General features: G+C 64.7%; 15 protein-coding genes. 9 read left to right on the forward strand and 6 right to left on the reverse strand.

The features are described from left to right. The 5 genes from WAO18_RS09245 to WAO18_RS09265 all read left to right on the forward strand — a co-directional run. Window positions 1-196 (forward strand): acyl-CoA dehydrogenase family protein (locus tag WAO18_RS09245; protein WP_422205757.1); only part of this gene is annotated, 196 nt, incomplete at its 5' end. Further along, complete coding sequence (locus WAO18_RS09250) at window positions 196-1,326, forward strand: acyl-CoA dehydrogenase family protein (RefSeq protein ID WP_422205780.1); 1,131 nt, start codon at window positions 196-198, stop codon at window positions 1,324-1,326. The genes WAO18_RS09245 and WAO18_RS09250, both read left to right, overlap by 1 nt. 2 nt (window positions 1,327-1,328) lie before the next feature. Further along, window positions 1,329-2,477, forward strand: a complete 1,149-nt coding sequence (locus WAO18_RS09255) for an acyl-CoA dehydrogenase family protein (protein ID WP_422205758.1) — start codon at window positions 1,329-1,331, stop codon at window positions 2,475-2,477. Then, on the forward strand, window positions 2,474-3,409 hold the full coding sequence (locus WAO18_RS09260) for an acyl-CoA dehydrogenase family protein (RefSeq protein ID WP_422205760.1): 936 nt from the start codon (window positions 2,474-2,476) through the stop codon (window positions 3,407-3,409). Before WAO18_RS09255 ends, WAO18_RS09260 begins: the two co-directional genes overlap by 4 nt. After that, window positions 3,406-4,908 (forward strand): class I adenylate-forming enzyme family protein, encoded by a 1,503-nt coding sequence (locus WAO18_RS09265; protein ID WP_422205762.1) that lies wholly within the window; start codon window positions 3,406-3,408, stop codon window positions 4,906-4,908. The genes WAO18_RS09260 and WAO18_RS09265 overlap by 4 nt, the downstream gene beginning before the upstream one ends. Here the strand turns inward: WAO18_RS09265 and WAO18_RS09270 are convergent. Beyond that, window positions 4,842-5,288, reverse strand: coding sequence for a hypothetical protein (locus WAO18_RS09270; protein WP_422205763.1), 447 nt, complete (start codon window positions 5,286-5,288; stop codon window positions 4,842-4,844). The genes WAO18_RS09265 and WAO18_RS09270 overlap by 67 nt on opposite strands. Before the next feature lie 5 nt (window positions 5,289-5,293). Here WAO18_RS09270 and WAO18_RS09275 point away from each other — a divergent pair, with 5 nt between their 5' ends. Next, window positions 5,294-5,845, forward strand: coding sequence for a hypothetical protein (locus WAO18_RS09275; RefSeq protein ID WP_422205765.1), 552 nt, complete (start codon window positions 5,294-5,296; stop codon window positions 5,843-5,845). Window positions 5,846-5,850: 5 nt separating this feature from the next. On the opposite strand, the gene WAO18_RS09280 is transcribed toward WAO18_RS09275, so the two are convergent. Then, window positions 5,851-6,699: a class I SAM-dependent methyltransferase gene (locus tag WAO18_RS09280; protein ID WP_422205766.1), complete on the reverse strand. Its 849-nt coding sequence runs from the start codon at window positions 6,697-6,699 to the stop codon at window positions 5,851-5,853. A gap of 134 nt (window positions 6,700-6,833) precedes the next feature. Here WAO18_RS09280 and WAO18_RS09285 point away from each other — a divergent pair, with 134 nt between their 5' ends. The 3 genes from WAO18_RS09285 (at window position 6,834) to WAO18_RS09295 (ending at window position 10,023) form a co-directional block, all read left to right on the forward strand. Then, window positions 6,834-7,868, forward strand: coding sequence for a hotdog fold thioesterase (locus WAO18_RS09285; RefSeq protein ID WP_422205767.1), 1,035 nt, complete (start codon window positions 6,834-6,836; stop codon window positions 7,866-7,868). Window positions 7,869-7,950: 82 nt separating this feature from the next. Continuing rightward, on the forward strand, window positions 7,951-9,144 hold the full coding sequence (locus WAO18_RS09290) for an amidohydrolase family protein (RefSeq protein WP_422205769.1): 1,194 nt from the start codon (window positions 7,951-7,953) through the stop codon (window positions 9,142-9,144). A gap of 30 nt (window positions 9,145-9,174) precedes the next feature. Then, window positions 9,175-10,023, forward strand: a complete 849-nt coding sequence (locus WAO18_RS09295) for an enoyl-CoA hydratase-related protein (protein WP_422205770.1) — start codon at window positions 9,175-9,177, stop codon at window positions 10,021-10,023. Here the strand turns inward: WAO18_RS09295 and WAO18_RS09300 are convergent. The 4 genes from WAO18_RS09300 to WAO18_RS09315 form a co-directional block, all read right to left on the reverse strand. Then, window positions 10,020-11,720: an FAD-binding protein gene (locus WAO18_RS09300; RefSeq protein ID WP_422205772.1), complete on the reverse strand. Its 1,701-nt coding sequence runs from the start codon at window positions 11,718-11,720 to the stop codon at window positions 10,020-10,022. The genes WAO18_RS09295 and WAO18_RS09300 overlap by 4 nt on opposite strands. Beyond that, the gene (locus tag WAO18_RS09305) at window positions 11,717-13,096 is read right to left on the reverse strand and encodes an aromatic ring-hydroxylating oxygenase subunit alpha (protein WP_422205774.1); all 1,380 of its coding nucleotides are present in this window, start codon (window positions 13,094-13,096) and stop codon (window positions 11,717-11,719) included. The genes WAO18_RS09300 and WAO18_RS09305 overlap by 4 nt, the downstream gene beginning before the upstream one ends. An 18-nt stretch (window positions 13,097-13,114) precedes the next feature. Beyond that, entirely contained in the window at window positions 13,115-14,650 is a 1,536-nt protein-coding gene (locus tag WAO18_RS09310; protein ID WP_422205776.1) for an acyl-CoA synthetase, read from the reverse strand. Between the two features lie 8 nt (window positions 14,651-14,658). Beyond that, a partial coding sequence (locus WAO18_RS09315; protein ID WP_422205778.1) for an enoyl-CoA hydratase-related protein occupies window positions 14,659-15,280 on the reverse strand: 622 nt, incomplete at its 5' end.

Consider the following 15,280-nt stretch of genomic DNA (forward strand, 5'->3'; position numbering starts at 1 on the left):
GGCCAAGGCCGCGGCGGCGGAGGCGGCGGTCGGCTGCGGACGCACCGCCGTGCAGGTGCACGGCGCGTTGGGGCAGACCTGGGAGCACGACATGCACTTGTACCTGCGGCATGCGTGGCAGGGCGCCTCGACGCTCGGCGACAGCCGGGCGCTCTACCACGCGGTCGGCCGCCGCTTCGCCGGGAGTGCCGCATGATGCGCGCTGACGCCGGCACCGACCTGCTCGCGGAATATGCGGCCTGGCTGACGAATTTCCTGCCGAGCGACTACTACGAGCGCTATCGCGAATACCGCTGGGACATTGAGCTTCGTCGGGGTCATCAACGCGCCGCGTTCGAGGCGGGATGGCTGCAGCCGACTTGGCCGCCCGAGCACGGTGGTCGATCGCTGGGCTTGGCCGAAGCAATGGAGATCCGCCTCGAGGCGGCCATCCGATCGGCGCCCAAACTGCCCAACGTCGCCGGGCCAGGGGTCGCCGCGCCCGGCATCCGCCAGTTCGGCACGCCCGAGCAAATCGACCGTCTCCTGGTGCCGTTGCTGCGCGGCGACGAGTGGTGGGCACTGGGCATGTCCGAGCCCGAAGCCGGCTCCGACTTCGCCGGCCTGCGCACGCGTGCCGTGCGCGACGGTGACGTGTTCCGAATCAAGGGCAGAAAGATCTGGACCACCCAGGCGCACCAGTCACGATGGTGCACACTGTATGCCCGCACCGATCCAGACGCACCCAAGCACCGCGGAATCTCCTGCCTGATACTCGATCTCGAATCCCCCGGGGTGACCATCGAACCCATCCGGATGGCATCGATCTCCGACGAGACCTTCTGTGAAGTCATCCTCGATGATGTCGAGATCCCCGCCGACAGCCTGCTCGGACCCGTCAACGGCGGATGGCAGGTCGCGATGTCGTCGCTCAACCATGAGCGGCAGATGATCTGGATCATGAACTGGGTCGAGATCCAGCGCGGCCTGAGCTCGGTGCGGGATTCCCAAGCCACCCAAGACGATTACGCCTCCGGTGAGGTCTTCTCCGAACTCGGCTCACTGCTCGCCGACGCCGAGGCGTTGCGCGCGACCGGCTACCGCGCACTGAACAACGAACTCGACGGCCGCCCGAGCCCCGAAGCCGGCATCCTCAAACTCCTCGGTTCACAGACACTGCAGCGGGTTTGGGAGCTTTCCGCTGCGGCAGCCGGGCCCGGTTCGATCGACGACACCGATCTGCTCTTCGAACGTCAGGACGCGCTTGCGGCGACCATCTATGGCGGGACATCTGAGATCCAGCGCAACATCATCGCCGAGCGATTGCTCGGACTGCCGAAGGGATGACGATGGACTACGACCTCGGCACCGATGCTGTCGAACTACGAAAGCGCCTGCGGGACTTGATCTCCACGCATATCCCCGAAGGCTTCCTCGGCGCTTGCACCAATGATCCGAAAGACTTGGCGACCACCGAGTCGTTCTGCAAAATGCTCGCATCCGACGGACTGCTGGCCTTGGCCTGGCCGAAGGAACACGGCGGTGGTGGCGGCTCGGTATGGCAACAGACCGTGTTGCGCGAGGAGATGTGGGCCCACCACGAACCCCGCGGTGCCCAGTACATGGGTATCAACTGGGTCGGACCTGCGTTGATGCGATACGGAACCGACGAGCAGAAAGCCAAGCACCTGTCCGCCATCGCCGCCGGCGAGGTGATCTGGTGTCAGGGATTCTCCGAACCGGAGGCCGGAACCGATCTCGCGTCGCTGCGGACCCGCGCGGTTCCCGACGGCGACGGGTGGCGCATCACCGGACAGAAAGTCTGGACGTCCTACGCGCAGATGGCGTCTTGGTGCGTGCTGGCGGCATGCACTGACCAACATGCGCCAAAACCCAAGCGGCTCAGCCTATTTCTCGTGCCGATGGACCGGCCCGGCATCACCGTTCGGCCGATCCGCTCGATGCTGGGACCCCATCACCTCAACGAGGTCTTCCTCGACGATGTCGAGGTATTTTCCGACGAGGTCCTGGGCGAATTGGGCGATGGCTGGCGGGTGATGCGCGAAGCGCTCGCCTTCGAACGGGTGGGCATCGCCCGATACGCCCGGTGTGAGTCATTGCTGCACCGGATGCAAAGCGAACTCGGCGACGACTGGGACAGATTGCCCGAGTCCATCCGGACCCGCTGGGTGCGGGCACTGATCGATCTGCGGGTCGCCCGGCTTCTGGCCTATCGCGCCGTTTCATTGCAGGACGACCCGTCAGCCGGAGCCGCCGCCAGCGCCGCCCGCATCGCCACCACCACCTGCGACCAGCAGGTCGCCGAGCTGCTGTTCGACGTGCTTGGCCCAACGGCACTGGACAGCGGCTCGTCGGCGGCGCTGCACGGAGCCATCGAAGACCACTGGCGTTACGCCCAGGCGGCCACCGTGGCGTCCGGCACCATCGAAGTGCAGCGGATGCTGGTCGCGCGTGAAACCTTGGGAGCAAGCCAATGAAAACCGCTCTGCCAGAAGACATTGCCGAGTTCGCTGCTGTCGCCACCAAACGGCTCTTCCGATTCGGCGGACCGCAGGCCGCGCTGCAGGCCGAGGCCGACGACCAGCTGCGGCAGGACGCCCGGACCGCGCTGTCCGACCTCGGTGCCTTCGACCTCGACGTCCGATCCTCTTCCGAGGATCTGCTTGCGGCCGCGGTGCTCTGCCAGGCTGCCGGCGCAACGGCTCTGCCCTATCCGCTTGTCGAGGAGCTGCTGGCGATCGACGGCGCTCGGCTGGCCCTGGTCAATGCCGAAGCTCCCCGGGTCGATCACGGCGATTTGGCCGGTAACTGGATCGCCGCCGACCTCGATGGAAAGCGCTACCAGGTGCGGCCGTTATCACGCTCCGATGCCAAGCTCGGACCTTTTCTGGTGCCGGCTACGTTGAGCCAGCCCGACGGCACCGTACCGGCGGCCGATGTGGATCTGCACCTGACACTGGGGTCGTGGCGGATCGTCGGCGCCGTGCACCAGGCTCTGGATATCACCCGACAGCACGTAGTCGACCGGATGCAGTTCGGTAAGCCGCTGGCCGAATTTCAGGCGGTCCGGTTCACCATCGCTGACGCCTCGGTCGCGGTCCGCGGACTTCACGAACTCGCCAAGTACACCATCAGCCGGATGGAATCGGCTCCGGCACAAGTGCGTTCGGCGGATGCTCTGATCCTTCGACTCAAGGCCGCCGAGACCGCCCGGCAAGTGCTGCGCACCGCCCACCAGCTACTGGGAGCGCTGGGCTTCTGCGACGAGTCTGATGTCAGCGTGCTCGACCGGCACACGCAGTCGCTGATCAGGCTGCCGGTCAGCACCGAGGTACTCGCGATGCGACTGCTGCCCGGCGTCCACGACGGCGGGTTCGAGACGCTGTTCTCCGGACCAGTATCTGCATGAGCACCGAGCCCGTCGCCGCCCAAGAGGCTTCTGATCCGCTGGCCGAAGGAATTCCGTTCGGCACCAAACTCCAGCAGCTCGCCGAACAACGTTGCAACGATACAGCTTTGACCGTCATCGCACGCGACGGCACCGAGCAGTCGACGACATTCGCGGAACTGGATGGTCGGGCAAATCAATGGGGGCGGACGCTCACGGCCAGCGGTGCCGAGATCGGTTCGCTTGTCGCACTGGCGATTCCCAATTCCGAGCAGCTGGTCCTGGCCGTGCTCGGTTGCTGGAAGATCGGCGCTGTCCCGGTTCCGATGCGCTGGGACCTGCCCGATTGGGAGCGGTCCCGAGTGCTGGAGGTCATCGACCCTGCAGTCGCCGTCGACGAACAAACGCTGTCCACGCTCACCGCGCTGGCCGGCGGCCAATCCGACGACCCGCTGCCGACGGTGGTTTCGCCCAACGCGAACGGAATCTGCAGTAGCGGATCCACCGGTCTCCCGAAGGTGATTCTCACACTCGCGCAGGGCATGTGGACGCCGGAGTCGTCGTTTCCTTTCCTGGCCGCCTGGGCCTCGACACCGCAGCCGCAGACCATCCTGGTACCCGCTCCCATGTATCACACCAACGGCTTCTCACCGATGACCTACCTGTTGGGTGGTGACCGGTTGGTGGTGCTGGAAAAATTCGATGCTGCAACCGTTGTGGACGCAATCGAGCGTCACCGCATCACCAACTTCACCGCCACGCCGACGATGCTGGCCCGTATCGCAGCCCTTCCCGGCATACATCAGCGCGACCTCTCCAGCGTCGCGTGGATCCTGCAAGGAGCTGCGGTGATGCCGCATGCGCTGCTGCGCACCTTGTTCGATCTGCTCAGCCCGGAACAGGTCGTGATGGCTTACGGGATGACCGAGGGCCTGGGAATCACCGCGCTACGCGGCGATGAGTGGCTGGCGCATCCCGGCAGCGTCGGCCGTGGGTTCCGCGACACCGAAGTCCGGATTCTGGACCAGCACGGCGAGCCCGTGAGCCCCGGCGAGCTCGGCGAGGTGTATCTGCGCTCGCCGATGAGCGCCGGATACCGATACCTGGGCGGTGCGCCGCTGCTGCCGTCGACGCCCGACGGGTTCCGGACCGCGGGCGACATCGGCCATCTCGACGCGGACGGCTACCTCTACATCGCCGATCGCCGCAGCGACATGATCATCACCGGTGGTGCCAATGTCTTTCCCGCCGAAGTGGAGTGCGCGCTGGCCGAACACGACGGCATCGCAGACGTCGTCGTCATCGGGCTTGCCGATCCCGAGTGGGGTCGTCGGGTGCATGCCGTGGTCCAACTTGCCGACAGCTCGGCGTCACTGACAGAGCGGGACGTCATCGCCCACGCGAAAACCCGGCTGGCCGGATACAAGGTGCCCAAGACGGTGGAGTTCGTCGATCAGATTCCCCGTACGGCTGCGACCAAAGTCAATCGCTCAGCAATGGTCGAAGCCCGTGGCGGCTGACGCCTCAGCTGATGCCGTTGATCGCGACGGCAACCTTGGTCTGGAAGTCGGCCGGAAGTGGGATGTAGCCGAACGGGGTGAGCCCTTGCTCCGGTGGTGATGGTGGACTGCATGAACGCCTTCACCGCCGTACCCACTTGTGCGTCAGGGTATTTGGAGCAGACAAGTTCGTAGCTGGCCGGCAGGATCGGGCAGGCGCCCGGCGTAGCGGTGGCATAGACCTTCGAGAGGTCGAGCACGAGGTCGTTGCCCTGGCCTTTGATCGTCACGTCCGATATGGTCTTGCCGACCCAGTCGGTGCCGCTGCCCCGCCCGCCAAGTAGTAATACGGCGTTGGTATGCGCCTCGGCGCCAACCCGGCAGCCGTGGCGGATACTCAACAGTCATGACCGACGAAGACGTGTTGTCGGATGCCCAGATCGCGGCGATGTCACCGGCGCAACGCAGGGACTTGATTCAGCGACTGGAGCGTCCGCTCGACGAAGTGTTCCCGCCGGCGATCGCGAGACGCATGCGGCGCACCCGGTTGACCCTGATGACGGTCGGCACCATCGCGTTGATCCCGTGGGTGATCTACCTCGCCTTCAGCCTGCCCGATAACTATGTCGCCCATAACTGGCCGGCGACCTGGATCGGCTTCGACTGCGTGCTCATCACGTTCATGATCGCTACCGCGGTACTGGGCTGGCTGCGCCGAGAGCTGGTGATACTCCCTGCATTCACCACCGGAGTCCTGCTGATCTGTGATGCCTGGTTCGACATCATGACCGCTGGGCCGGGCCAATTCTGGATGTCGGTGTCGGCCGCCGCCCTCCTCAACGTGCCCGTCGGGGCCATCATGATCGCTGGTGCAGTGCGGATAGTGCGCCTGACGGCGGCGCGGCTTTGGTTTCTCGACCCCACGACGCCGGCGTGGCGCCTGCCCTTGGTGCCCTGACACTCTCAGTGGACTCCGCTGCCGACGAAACTCAATCCGGGTAAGTCGAATGACCCAGTATCAGTGCGGAATTGGTCAAGCGACGCTTCAGCCCTAGCCCGGATCGTGGTGCCCACTTCGGCGGGCTGCCCAGCAAGCAACGGTCCAACCGGTCCGGCCAGTGACGACACGACAGCCCACCATTCATCGAACGACCCAGCGTTCATCGGCGTTGCGACCTCCCGGACGTTGACGCCGTCAAAGCCGGCGGCGCCGATTAATTCCTCGAGCGTTCCGTACTCGGACAACGAGAACGGGCCCGGCATGCCAGGCGGCGGCACCGGAATTCCGAGCGACTCGGTGATCGCGTCCAAGAGAATGCCCAGCCACGGATTACGGTCCCGCGGGCCCCACACCGCGAACACGACACGCCCGCGAGGCACCAGTACGCGGTGCGCCTCCTTTGATGCGACTGCCGGGTCCGGCACCAACATCAGTCCTTCTCGGCACAGCACCACGTCGAACGACGCATCGGGAAAGTCGATCTGCTCCATGTCGATCTGCGCGGTGCGGACGTTGGCGAGCTTCCTGGCGTTGGCTCGTTCCGCGGCGATCGCTGTCATCTCAGGTGCGATGTCCGAAAGCACCACCTCGCCACCCGGCCCGACCAGGTCGGCTGCGCTTAGGCCCACGCCACCGGGACCGCACGCCAGTTCCAGGACTCGTTGGTCGGGCCGCAAAGCCGCTGCGTCCAGCATCGCCTGTGCGACCTCTGCGCTCCGGTCGTCGACGAAATCGGCGTGCCGCTGCCAGGCGGGCGCCGCTGATGACCAGATGCCCTGCAGCGCCTGACGCAATGGATCGCTCCGCTCCATTGCCAAATCGTCACACATTGCCGCAGCGCCAGTCAGGAAATTCTGGACGCGCGACGAAGGCTGCCAACCGCCCTTCGACGACGCGCGGTAACCTCATTCTCACAGCGCAACGAACGTGGGACTGAGGAGGCGGCATGGCCGGCGACGACGAAGCCGAACCGACGACCCGGGATGCCCGCTTCATCAAGACCGCGGTCGAGATCCTCGGCGAGACCGGGCGCACCGACTTCACCGTGCAAGAAGTCGTCGCCCGATCCAAGACGTCACTGCGGGCCTTCTATCAACACTTCAGCAGCAAGGACGAACTTCTCATCGCACTGCTGGAACGGACCATGGCGCAGTCGACGCAAGCCTGGCGCGCCGAGACGACCGGGTTGGACAGCACCGCCGCGATCAAGCTGATCATCGATCGGATCAGCGCGGAACCGGAGTCGAGCACGCAAGACAGCCTGAACCGGGCGATGAATCTCTATAACGTGCACCTGTCCGAAACCCGGCCCCGCGACTACGCGCGGGTGCTCTCCCCACTGCACGACCTGCTCCGCGACGTTGTGCAGCGCGGCATCAGCGAAGGCGTGTTCCGGCCCAATCTCGACGTCGGGTCCGCCGCGGCAATCGTCATGCAGACCATTCTTGGCGCCCTTCGATTGCATTGGCTTGGAGCCGAATTGACCGGCGCACCGATCGATGCGGCCCACCTATACGACTTCTGCGTCCGCGCATTGGGCGCCGACGACGGCCCGCAGTTGCCGCCGCCGTCGCTCGGTGAGTTGTTCGCCCAGATCGGCATGCGCCCGGGCGCTCACGATGGCGACTTCGCGATGACGATTCCGGTGAGCCCGCAGGTGGTCAACACCTCCGGCGCCCTGCAGGGCGGCCTGATCGCCACGCTCGTCGACGTCGCCGGCGGGCAGTTCGGCCTCGACTATCTGCAAGACGGCACCACGATGACCACCGCCGACTTGAACATCCGGTACCTGCGCCCGATCCGGCAAGGCACGGCGTACGCGGTGCCCCGAATGCTGCGCAACGGCCGGCGCGCGATGGTGATGCAGGTCGATGTCCTCAGCGACGACGAAGGTGAGAAAGCGCTACTCGCGACCGCGACGGTGAACTTCGCCGTCATCAACGGGGCCACCCCGAAGCTGCCCGATTGGCCGTCCGCCTGACGCGATTTCCGGCTCGTTGCGCACAGGTGGTAACGTCATTACCACCAAGTGAGAACCCCAGACTTTCATCAAGGAGATCGCCATGCCGTCACGCGAGCTTTCCTTCCCGGTGTTCGATGCCGACAACCACATGTACGAGCCGCAGGAAGCGCTGACCAAGTACCTCCCGGAGAACCGCAAGCGGGTCATCGACTACGTGGAGGTGCGCGGCCGCACCAAGATCGTGGTCCGCGGTCACATCAGCGAGTACATCCCCAACCCGACCTTCGAGGTCGTCGCCAAGCCGGGTGCGCAGGAGGACTACTTCCGCAACGGCGCGCAGGGCAAGACCTATCGCGAGATCCTGGGCGAGCCGATGAAGGCGATTCCCGCGTTCCGTGAGCCGGCCGCGCGGCTGGAGGTGATGGACGAACTCGGCATTGACTACGCCTTGATGTTCCCCACCTTGGCCAGCCTGGTTGAAGAGCGCATGAAGGACGACCCGGAGATGACCCACGACGTCATCCACGCGCTCAACGAGTGGATGTATGAGCAGTGGTCGTTCAACCACAAGGACCGCATCTTCGCCACTCCGGTGATTACCCTGCCGATCGTCGACCGCGCGCTCGAAGAGCTCGAATGGTGTCTGGAGCGCGGCGCCCGTACGGTGCTGGTCCGGCCGGCACCTGTGCCCGGTTTCAAGGGCAGCCGCTCCTTTGGCCTCGAGGAGTTCGACCCGTTCTGGCAAGCCTGCATCAAGGCCGATATCCCGGTCTCGATGCACGCCTCGGACAGTGGTTACTCCGAGTTCGCGAATGTGTGGGAGCCCGGCGACGAGTTCCTGCCGTTCAAGCCGACCGCCTTCCGCAGCTTCGCGATGGGACACCGGCCGATCCTCGACGCGATGGGTGCGCTGGTGTGCCACGGCGCGCTGTCCCGCAACCCCGAGCTGCGAATCCTGTCGATCGAAAACGGCGCCGACTGGGTGCCCGACCTGTTCAAGGGCCTGAAAGGCGTCTACAAGAAGATGCCGCAGGCTTTCCTCGAGGACCCGGTCGAGGCCTTCAAGCGCTGCGTCTACATCACCCCGTTCTGGGAGGATCGGTTCACCGAGATAGTCAACATGGTCGGCACCGACCGCGTGCTGTTCGGCTCCGACTGGCCGCACCCGGAGGGCCTCAAGGACCCGATCAGCTTCGTCGACGAACTCACCGACTTCGACGACGAGGACGTCGCCAAGATCATGGGCGGCAACCTGATGAAACTGATGAAGGTCGCCAAGCCGGTCTCGGCCTGATTCGTCGGTCGCCGTAATAGGGTCGCCAACATGGAACGGCGGACCCTGGAAGCGGTTATCTACGAACGTGAACCGCCGATCGCGCGGATCATCCTGAACCGGGCCGACAAGGCCAACACCAAGGATGCGACGTTAGTGCAGGAGGTCGACGCCTGCCTGCACGAAGCCGATCGTGACCGCGAGATCAAAGTGGTGATCATCAAGGCCAACGGCAAAGGGTTCTGTGGTGGCCACGTAGCCCGCTGGGGTCCGGACGAAAACCCGTATCCCGATTTCGGGGACACCTTCGAGGATCTCTACAAAGGCACCGCCGACCTGTTTCTGTGGCCGACGTTGTATCTGTGGGAGTTTCCGAAGCCGACGATCTCGCAGATCCACGGCTATTGCATGGGCGGTGGCATCTATCTGGGTCTGCTGACGGATTTCTGTGTGGCGTCGCAGGACGCGTATTTCCAGATGCCGCTTGCCCAGAGTCTCGGGGAACCCGGCGGGCACACCATGATCGAGCCGTGGCTGCTGATGAATTGGCATCGCACCATGGACTGGCTGCTATTGGCACCAACCCTGTCGGCAGCTGAAGCGCTGGAGTGGGGGCTGCTCAACAAGGTGGTGCCCCGAGATGATCTCGAGAGCACCGTCGAGGAGATGGCGCGCAAGATCGCGCAGATCCCGTTGACTACGTCGATGGCCGTGAAGAACAGCGTCAAGCGTGCCTACGAGTTGATGGGCATGCGGGTACACCTTCAAGTCAGCCACATCCTGACCAACATGGTCGGCGCGGCCTCCGACGTTCAGGCCCGCCGGGCCGAACTCATGCAATCAGGCTTGAAGCCAAGGGATTTCGTCGACCGCGACGAGGCTGAGCCCGCAGGAGATTAGCGACTCCGCTCGCCGGGAAGACTGCGCCCGGCCGCGTGCCGCGCGGCGACGTAACCGAACACCATCGAGCTGGCGATGCTCGCGCCGGCGCCCGGATAGGTGCGGCCCATCACCGTCGCGGTGGTATTTCCGGTGGCATACAGGCCGTCGATCACCTCGTCCTTCTCGTCGAGAACCTGTGCGTATTCATTGGTGATCACACCTCCGCACGTCCCGACATCGGCCGGCAGCACCCTGGTCGCATAGAACGGCGCCTTCTCCAGTGGCCCGATGGCGGCGTTGGGTCGATAGCCCGGGTCGCCCAGGCAGTCGTTGTAGGCCGACTGTCCCCGGCCGAAGTCAGGATCCAGTCCCTTGGCCGCGAACTGATTGAAGCGGTGAATCGTGCGCGTCAATTCGTCTGCGGGAAGCTCGGTCTGACGTGCCAGATCCTCGATGGTGTCGGCGCGCTTGACCGCCCCGGAGTCGATCAGCTCGGCCGGCAGCCCTTGGTTGCGCTTCAGCGGGTTGACGCTGGTGACATATCGGTGCACGTATCCGTCGTCGAAGACCATCCAGCAGGGCACCGCCTTGTTGGCGTACATCGCCTTGCCGACCTCCACGTAGGAGTTGGACTCATTACAGAATCTCCTACCCGTCGAGTCCACGTAGATAGCGCCGGGCCGCTGCCGACCCGAGCCCAGCGACGCGGCGACAGCTCCGCCGTTAGCGATGAAAACCGAAGGCAACCACCATGCTTCGTCAAGCAGATCGGTCTTTGCACCCAGTCGCATCGCAGTCTGCAGTACTTCGCCGGTGTCGCCCGCGTTGGCGATCGACCACTTGGCCTCGTTGGGTTGGTCACCGCTGTAGCGTCGTCGCATCTCGGCGTTGTGCCCGAATCCGCCGGCCGCCAGCAACACACCCTTGCGCGCCTCGACGTTCAGCGGTGTGCCGTCGTGGACGATACGGGCGCCAACCACTCGGCCATCTTCAACGATGAGGTCGTCCATCGCCGCGTTGATCCACAGGGGCGGCTGGCCGTCGCTGAGATCGATCAGCGCCTTGAGCATCTGAGCGATCAGCGAGGCGCCATTGGTCAGGATCTGACGGCGGCGTATCCGCGCCGCGGCGGTGCGCAGGAACACCTTGGTGGCTACGGCGAAAGCCTTTGGCGCACGGTTGAAATACTGGACCGAACGAAGCTCGTTGGTCAGCACCGCATACCCGTAGTTCTTGGCCAGCGGCGGCTGGACTTTGTCGTGCCAGGCACCCAACTCGGCGGCGTCGAACGGAATGCCCTCGACGGCGCGGCCAATCGAGTTGCCGCCCTTGTGGTTCGGGTAGTAGTCGCTCCAGCCCTCACACCGGATGAGCTTTACGCCTTTGCGGATCAGGAAGTTGATCATCTCGTAGCCCGCGGTCAAGAACATCTCGCGGCGTTCGGGCGACGACGGTGCACCGATCTCGCCAACCACATCGGCGAGATAGGCAAGGCCGTCTTCGTGCGAATCCGCTATGCCGTCGGATCGCATCAGCGGATTGTTGGGCAGCCATACGATACCGCCGGACAATCCTGTCGATCCGCCTACCAGACCTTGCTTTTCCAGCACCAGAGGCTCGAGCCCGCAGTCCAGCGCGGCTAGACCCGCTACCATGCCGCCGCCGCCGCTACCGGCGATCACCAGGTCAACTGAACGATCCCATTGGGTGGTCATCGCGCCTCCGAGGTGAAGCCGAGATCGGCGATTGGTACATCGATGGTGGTGTTCGTCTTCTGGATCGCAGGCAACAGCGTGTCGTAGGGCATACCGGCGAGGAAACCGTCGACGACGCGTTCGAAGTTCGAGATCAACCCTTCGATCTGGTCTGACAGCCGCATGAAGTCGAAGCCCTTGGAGTGCAGACCTTTTTGCTGCCGCGGCAAGTTGGAGAAGTCCTGGGCCGGGATCGGCGGCCAGCTCGGGTCGTCCGGCGCCAGCGGCTCCGGTGGTGTGGGCTTGCCCGCGGAGAGGTCATCGGGCATCCGGGTCAGCGACCAGATCTCGAACAGGGTCTCCTCGGGGCCGAGCGGACGGATCCGGTACGACGAGGCGCTGCTGTAGGTGGGCAGGATGAAGTGATGTGGGAAGGCGAAGCCGATCGCGTCGGTAATCCCCCGGCGGACAAGGTCGTTCAGGTCGGGCATAGCGCTCCCCCGTGCCCGGTGCCAGGCCACCACCGCGTCGTTGAGCGCGTCGCGCCAACCGGCCAGCGCCTCAGCAGGATCGGACGGCAGTGTAATCGTTTGCAGGCCTTCGGCGATGCGGATGTCGTTCTCGTGGGTCATACCGCCCATGCCGTCGCCCAGCGTGCGCATGAAGTACAGGCTGCTGGCGACGACGGGGTGCACCGCTTCGGACGGATTGCCGGTCTGCGCCGACGGCAGCAATTGCGGGTGCGTCTGCGGGACGTGGTAGCCCTCCATGAACGCCGCCGTCGCGAGCTTCCAGTTCACCGGCAGCCGGCACGATTGCCACCACTCGACGCGCAGCGATTCGACTTTCCACGCGTCGTAGGTCGACGCGAAGGGTTCCATCCAGTCGCGTAGCGGCGGGGCGTCGTCGTCGAGGTTGATCCACACGCATCCGCCCCAGAGTTCGCACTTGACCGACACCAGCTGGAGGTCGTCGGCGGCCATGTTGTCCTCGGCGAACGCTTCGGGCCGCAGCACGAACGTATTGCGGCCGTCGATACCCCAGCACCAGCCGTGGAACGGGCAGACAAGGGTCCGTCGGGTCCCAGGAAGAGAGCCGTTGCCTTCCACCAGCTTTACGCCGCGATGGCGGCAGGCGTTGTGGTAGGCCCGCACGTTGTCGGCACCGAGCCGCACCACGATGATCGACTGGTCCAGGATCTCGTACTCGACGAAGTCGCCGGGCTTGGGAATCTCCTCGAGCCGGCACGCCATCTGCCAGACCCGCGGCCAGAACAGCTCGGCTTCCAGCGCGTAGAAGTCGGGATCGTAATAGCGCTGCTTGGGAATCCGGCTCGGATCCTCAACCGCCAAGGGCACCGGCAACGGTGTCCAGTTCACGTCAGTTCGCGCGTTCATCTGTCTATCCTTGTCAGCTCATAGGATCCGGGACGCCCGCCCCTGCCAGTAACGTTCGCGAATCCGCCTCTTGTAGAGCTTTCCGTTCGGGTCACGCGGCAACTCGGCGTCGAACTCGATTGTGCGCGGGCACTTATAGCCCGCGAGGTGTGTTCGGCAGTATTCGATGAGCTCTTCTTCCAGCTGCGGCCCGATTGCGACGCCGACGACCGGCTGCACGACGGCCTTCACCTCTTCGCCGAACTCGTCGTTGGGCACACCGAACACCGCCGCGTCGACCAGCTTGGGGTGCATCACCAGCAAGTTCTCCGCCTCTTGCGGGTAGATGTTCACCCCGCCGGAGACCACCATGAAGGTCGATCGGTCGGTGAGGTAGAGGTAATCGTCCTCGTCGACGTAGCCCATATCCCCCAGCGAGCGCCAACCGTGCTCGTTGAAGACCGAGGCGGTCTTGGCGGGGTCTTTGAAGTACTCGAACTTCGGACCACCTTCGAAAAAGAGCTCACCGGTCTGACCGACCGCAAGTTCCTCGCCGTCGTCGCCGACGACGTGCACCGGAGCCATCGGTATGCCGACCGAACCCGGGTGGGCCAGCCACTCCTCCGGCCCGATCGTCGTACCCGCGAATCCCTCGGTGCCGCCATAGTATTCGTGGATGATCGGGCCGAACCAGTCCATCATTTGATGCTTGACGTCAACCGGGCACGGCGCGGCCGCGTGGATGACGCACTGCAGACTCGACACGTCGTATCGCCGGCGAACGGACTCCGGCAACTTGAGCATCCGCACGAACATCGTCGGCACGAATTGGGCGTGCGTCACCCGGTGCGTCTCGATCAGGCGCAGCACGTCTTCGGCGTCGAACTTACGCATGATAATTGCCGCGGCGCCAACACGATTTACCGCCATCGTGTAGTTCACCCCGGCGGCGTGATACATCGGTGCGGGAGAAAGGTACACGCTCGCGGCGCTCATGCCGTACTTGTGAATCAGCGCCATCTCCAACACCGACTGCGCCCACGAGCCGTTGCCGTCGGCCGGAAGTGGCCGACGAACGGCTTTGGGCCGCCCAGTGGTTCCCGACGAGTACAACATCTCCGACCCGTCTGCCACCGGCGGCGCATCCCCGGCCGTCGCCACGACTTCGTCGTAGGACTGCCAGCCCGGCAGATCTCCGCCGACCGCGATATGCACGTCGACGGCGGCGTTGACGCTACGCAGATGCGCCGCGAGATCTCCCATCGACGCGTCGACGAACACCGCCCTCGCGTCCGAATCGTCGATCACATAGGCGACTTCGTCCGGGGTGAAATGAGTGTTCACCGCGGTGTAGTAGAGCCCGGAAAGCTGGCAACCCCAGGTGATCTCGAAGAACTCCGGCCGGTTCGGCAGCACCAACGCGACACCATCGCCGCGGCGCAGCCCCGCACGGTGCAGCGCCGCGGCGACCCGTTGACTTCTGGCATGCAGCTCGCCAAAGGACATCACCCCACCGTCGGACATGATCAGGGCGGGCGACTGGCCGGCGCTGACCGCGTGTTCGACGATGTCCACGAGCAGGCCTACGGGGTTGCTGCGCCGTCGGTCGTTGCGGCAGCGGCGGCTTGGCGCCGGGCGTGCTCGGACGGCAGCACCTTGTCCTTGAAGACGGTCTGAATCAACTGCTGCACATCCTTGCTGATCGAGGCGAGCGCGACGAGGTCGTTGGAGCTCTGCCAGTGCACCCGCATTCCCATCAGCTCCCAGGCCCGCTTCAGGTTGGCCTTGGTGAGCATCAGCGTCGTCAGGGGCGCCTGGGCAATGTGGCGGGCGATCGCGTCGACGCGGGCGTCCAGGTCCTCCCGCTTGACCACCTCGTTGACCAGTCCGACCTCCAGCGCTTTCTTGGCGTCGATGACCTCGGCGGTGAACAGGTAATAGGCGGCGCGCCGCCAGTTCATGAACACCCAAGGCTCGATGGAACATTCACCGGACGGCATGCCGAATCCCTGCAGGGGCGGGTACGAGAAGTAGGCGTCCTCGGAGGCGATGACGATATCGGTGGTAAGGCCCATGTGCGTACCGCCGCCGACACAGTAGCCATGCACCTGCGCGATGGTGGGCTTGGAGAACTCCCACAGGTTCAGGGTCGGCTTGACGAAAAGATCCGACTGCGCCTTCCACGGGTGGCCCGTCACCATGGCG

The sequence above is a fragment of the Mycobacterium sp. genome (assembly GCF_049278535.1).
GTDB lineage: Bacteria > Actinomycetota > Actinomycetes > Mycobacteriales > Mycobacteriaceae > Mycobacterium.

Coding starts and splice junctions, on each gene's coding strand:
- WAO18_RS09250 (WP_422205780.1), top strand. CDS start 196: ATGCGCGCTGACGCCGGCACCGACCTGCTCGCGGAATATGCGGCCTGG.
- WAO18_RS09255 (WP_422205758.1), top strand. CDS start 1,329: ATGGACTACGACCTCGGCACCGATGCTGTCGAACTACGAAAGCGCCTG.
- WAO18_RS09260 (WP_422205760.1), top strand. CDS start 2,474: ATGAAAACCGCTCTGCCAGAAGACATTGCCGAGTTCGCTGCTGTCGCC.
- WAO18_RS09265 (WP_422205762.1), top strand. CDS start 3,406: ATGAGCACCGAGCCCGTCGCCGCCCAAGAGGCTTCTGATCCGCTGGCC.
- WAO18_RS09275 (WP_422205765.1), top strand. CDS start 5,294: ATGACCGACGAAGACGTGTTGTCGGATGCCCAGATCGCGGCGATGTCA.
- WAO18_RS09280 (WP_422205766.1), bottom strand. CDS start 6,699: ATGGAGCGGAGCGATCCATTGCGTCAGGCGCTGCAGGGCATCTGGTCA.
- WAO18_RS09285 (WP_422205767.1), top strand. CDS start 6,834: ATGGCCGGCGACGACGAAGCCGAACCGACGACCCGGGATGCCCGCTTC.
- WAO18_RS09290 (WP_422205769.1), top strand. CDS start 7,951: ATGCCGTCACGCGAGCTTTCCTTCCCGGTGTTCGATGCCGACAACCAC.
- WAO18_RS09295 (WP_422205770.1), top strand. CDS start 9,175: ATGGAACGGCGGACCCTGGAAGCGGTTATCTACGAACGTGAACCGCCG.
- WAO18_RS09300 (WP_422205772.1), bottom strand. CDS start 11,720: ATGACCACCCAATGGGATCGTTCAGTTGACCTGGTGATCGCCGGTAGC.
- WAO18_RS09305 (WP_422205774.1), bottom strand. CDS start 13,096: ATGAACGCGCGAACTGACGTGAACTGGACACCGTTGCCGGTGCCCTTG.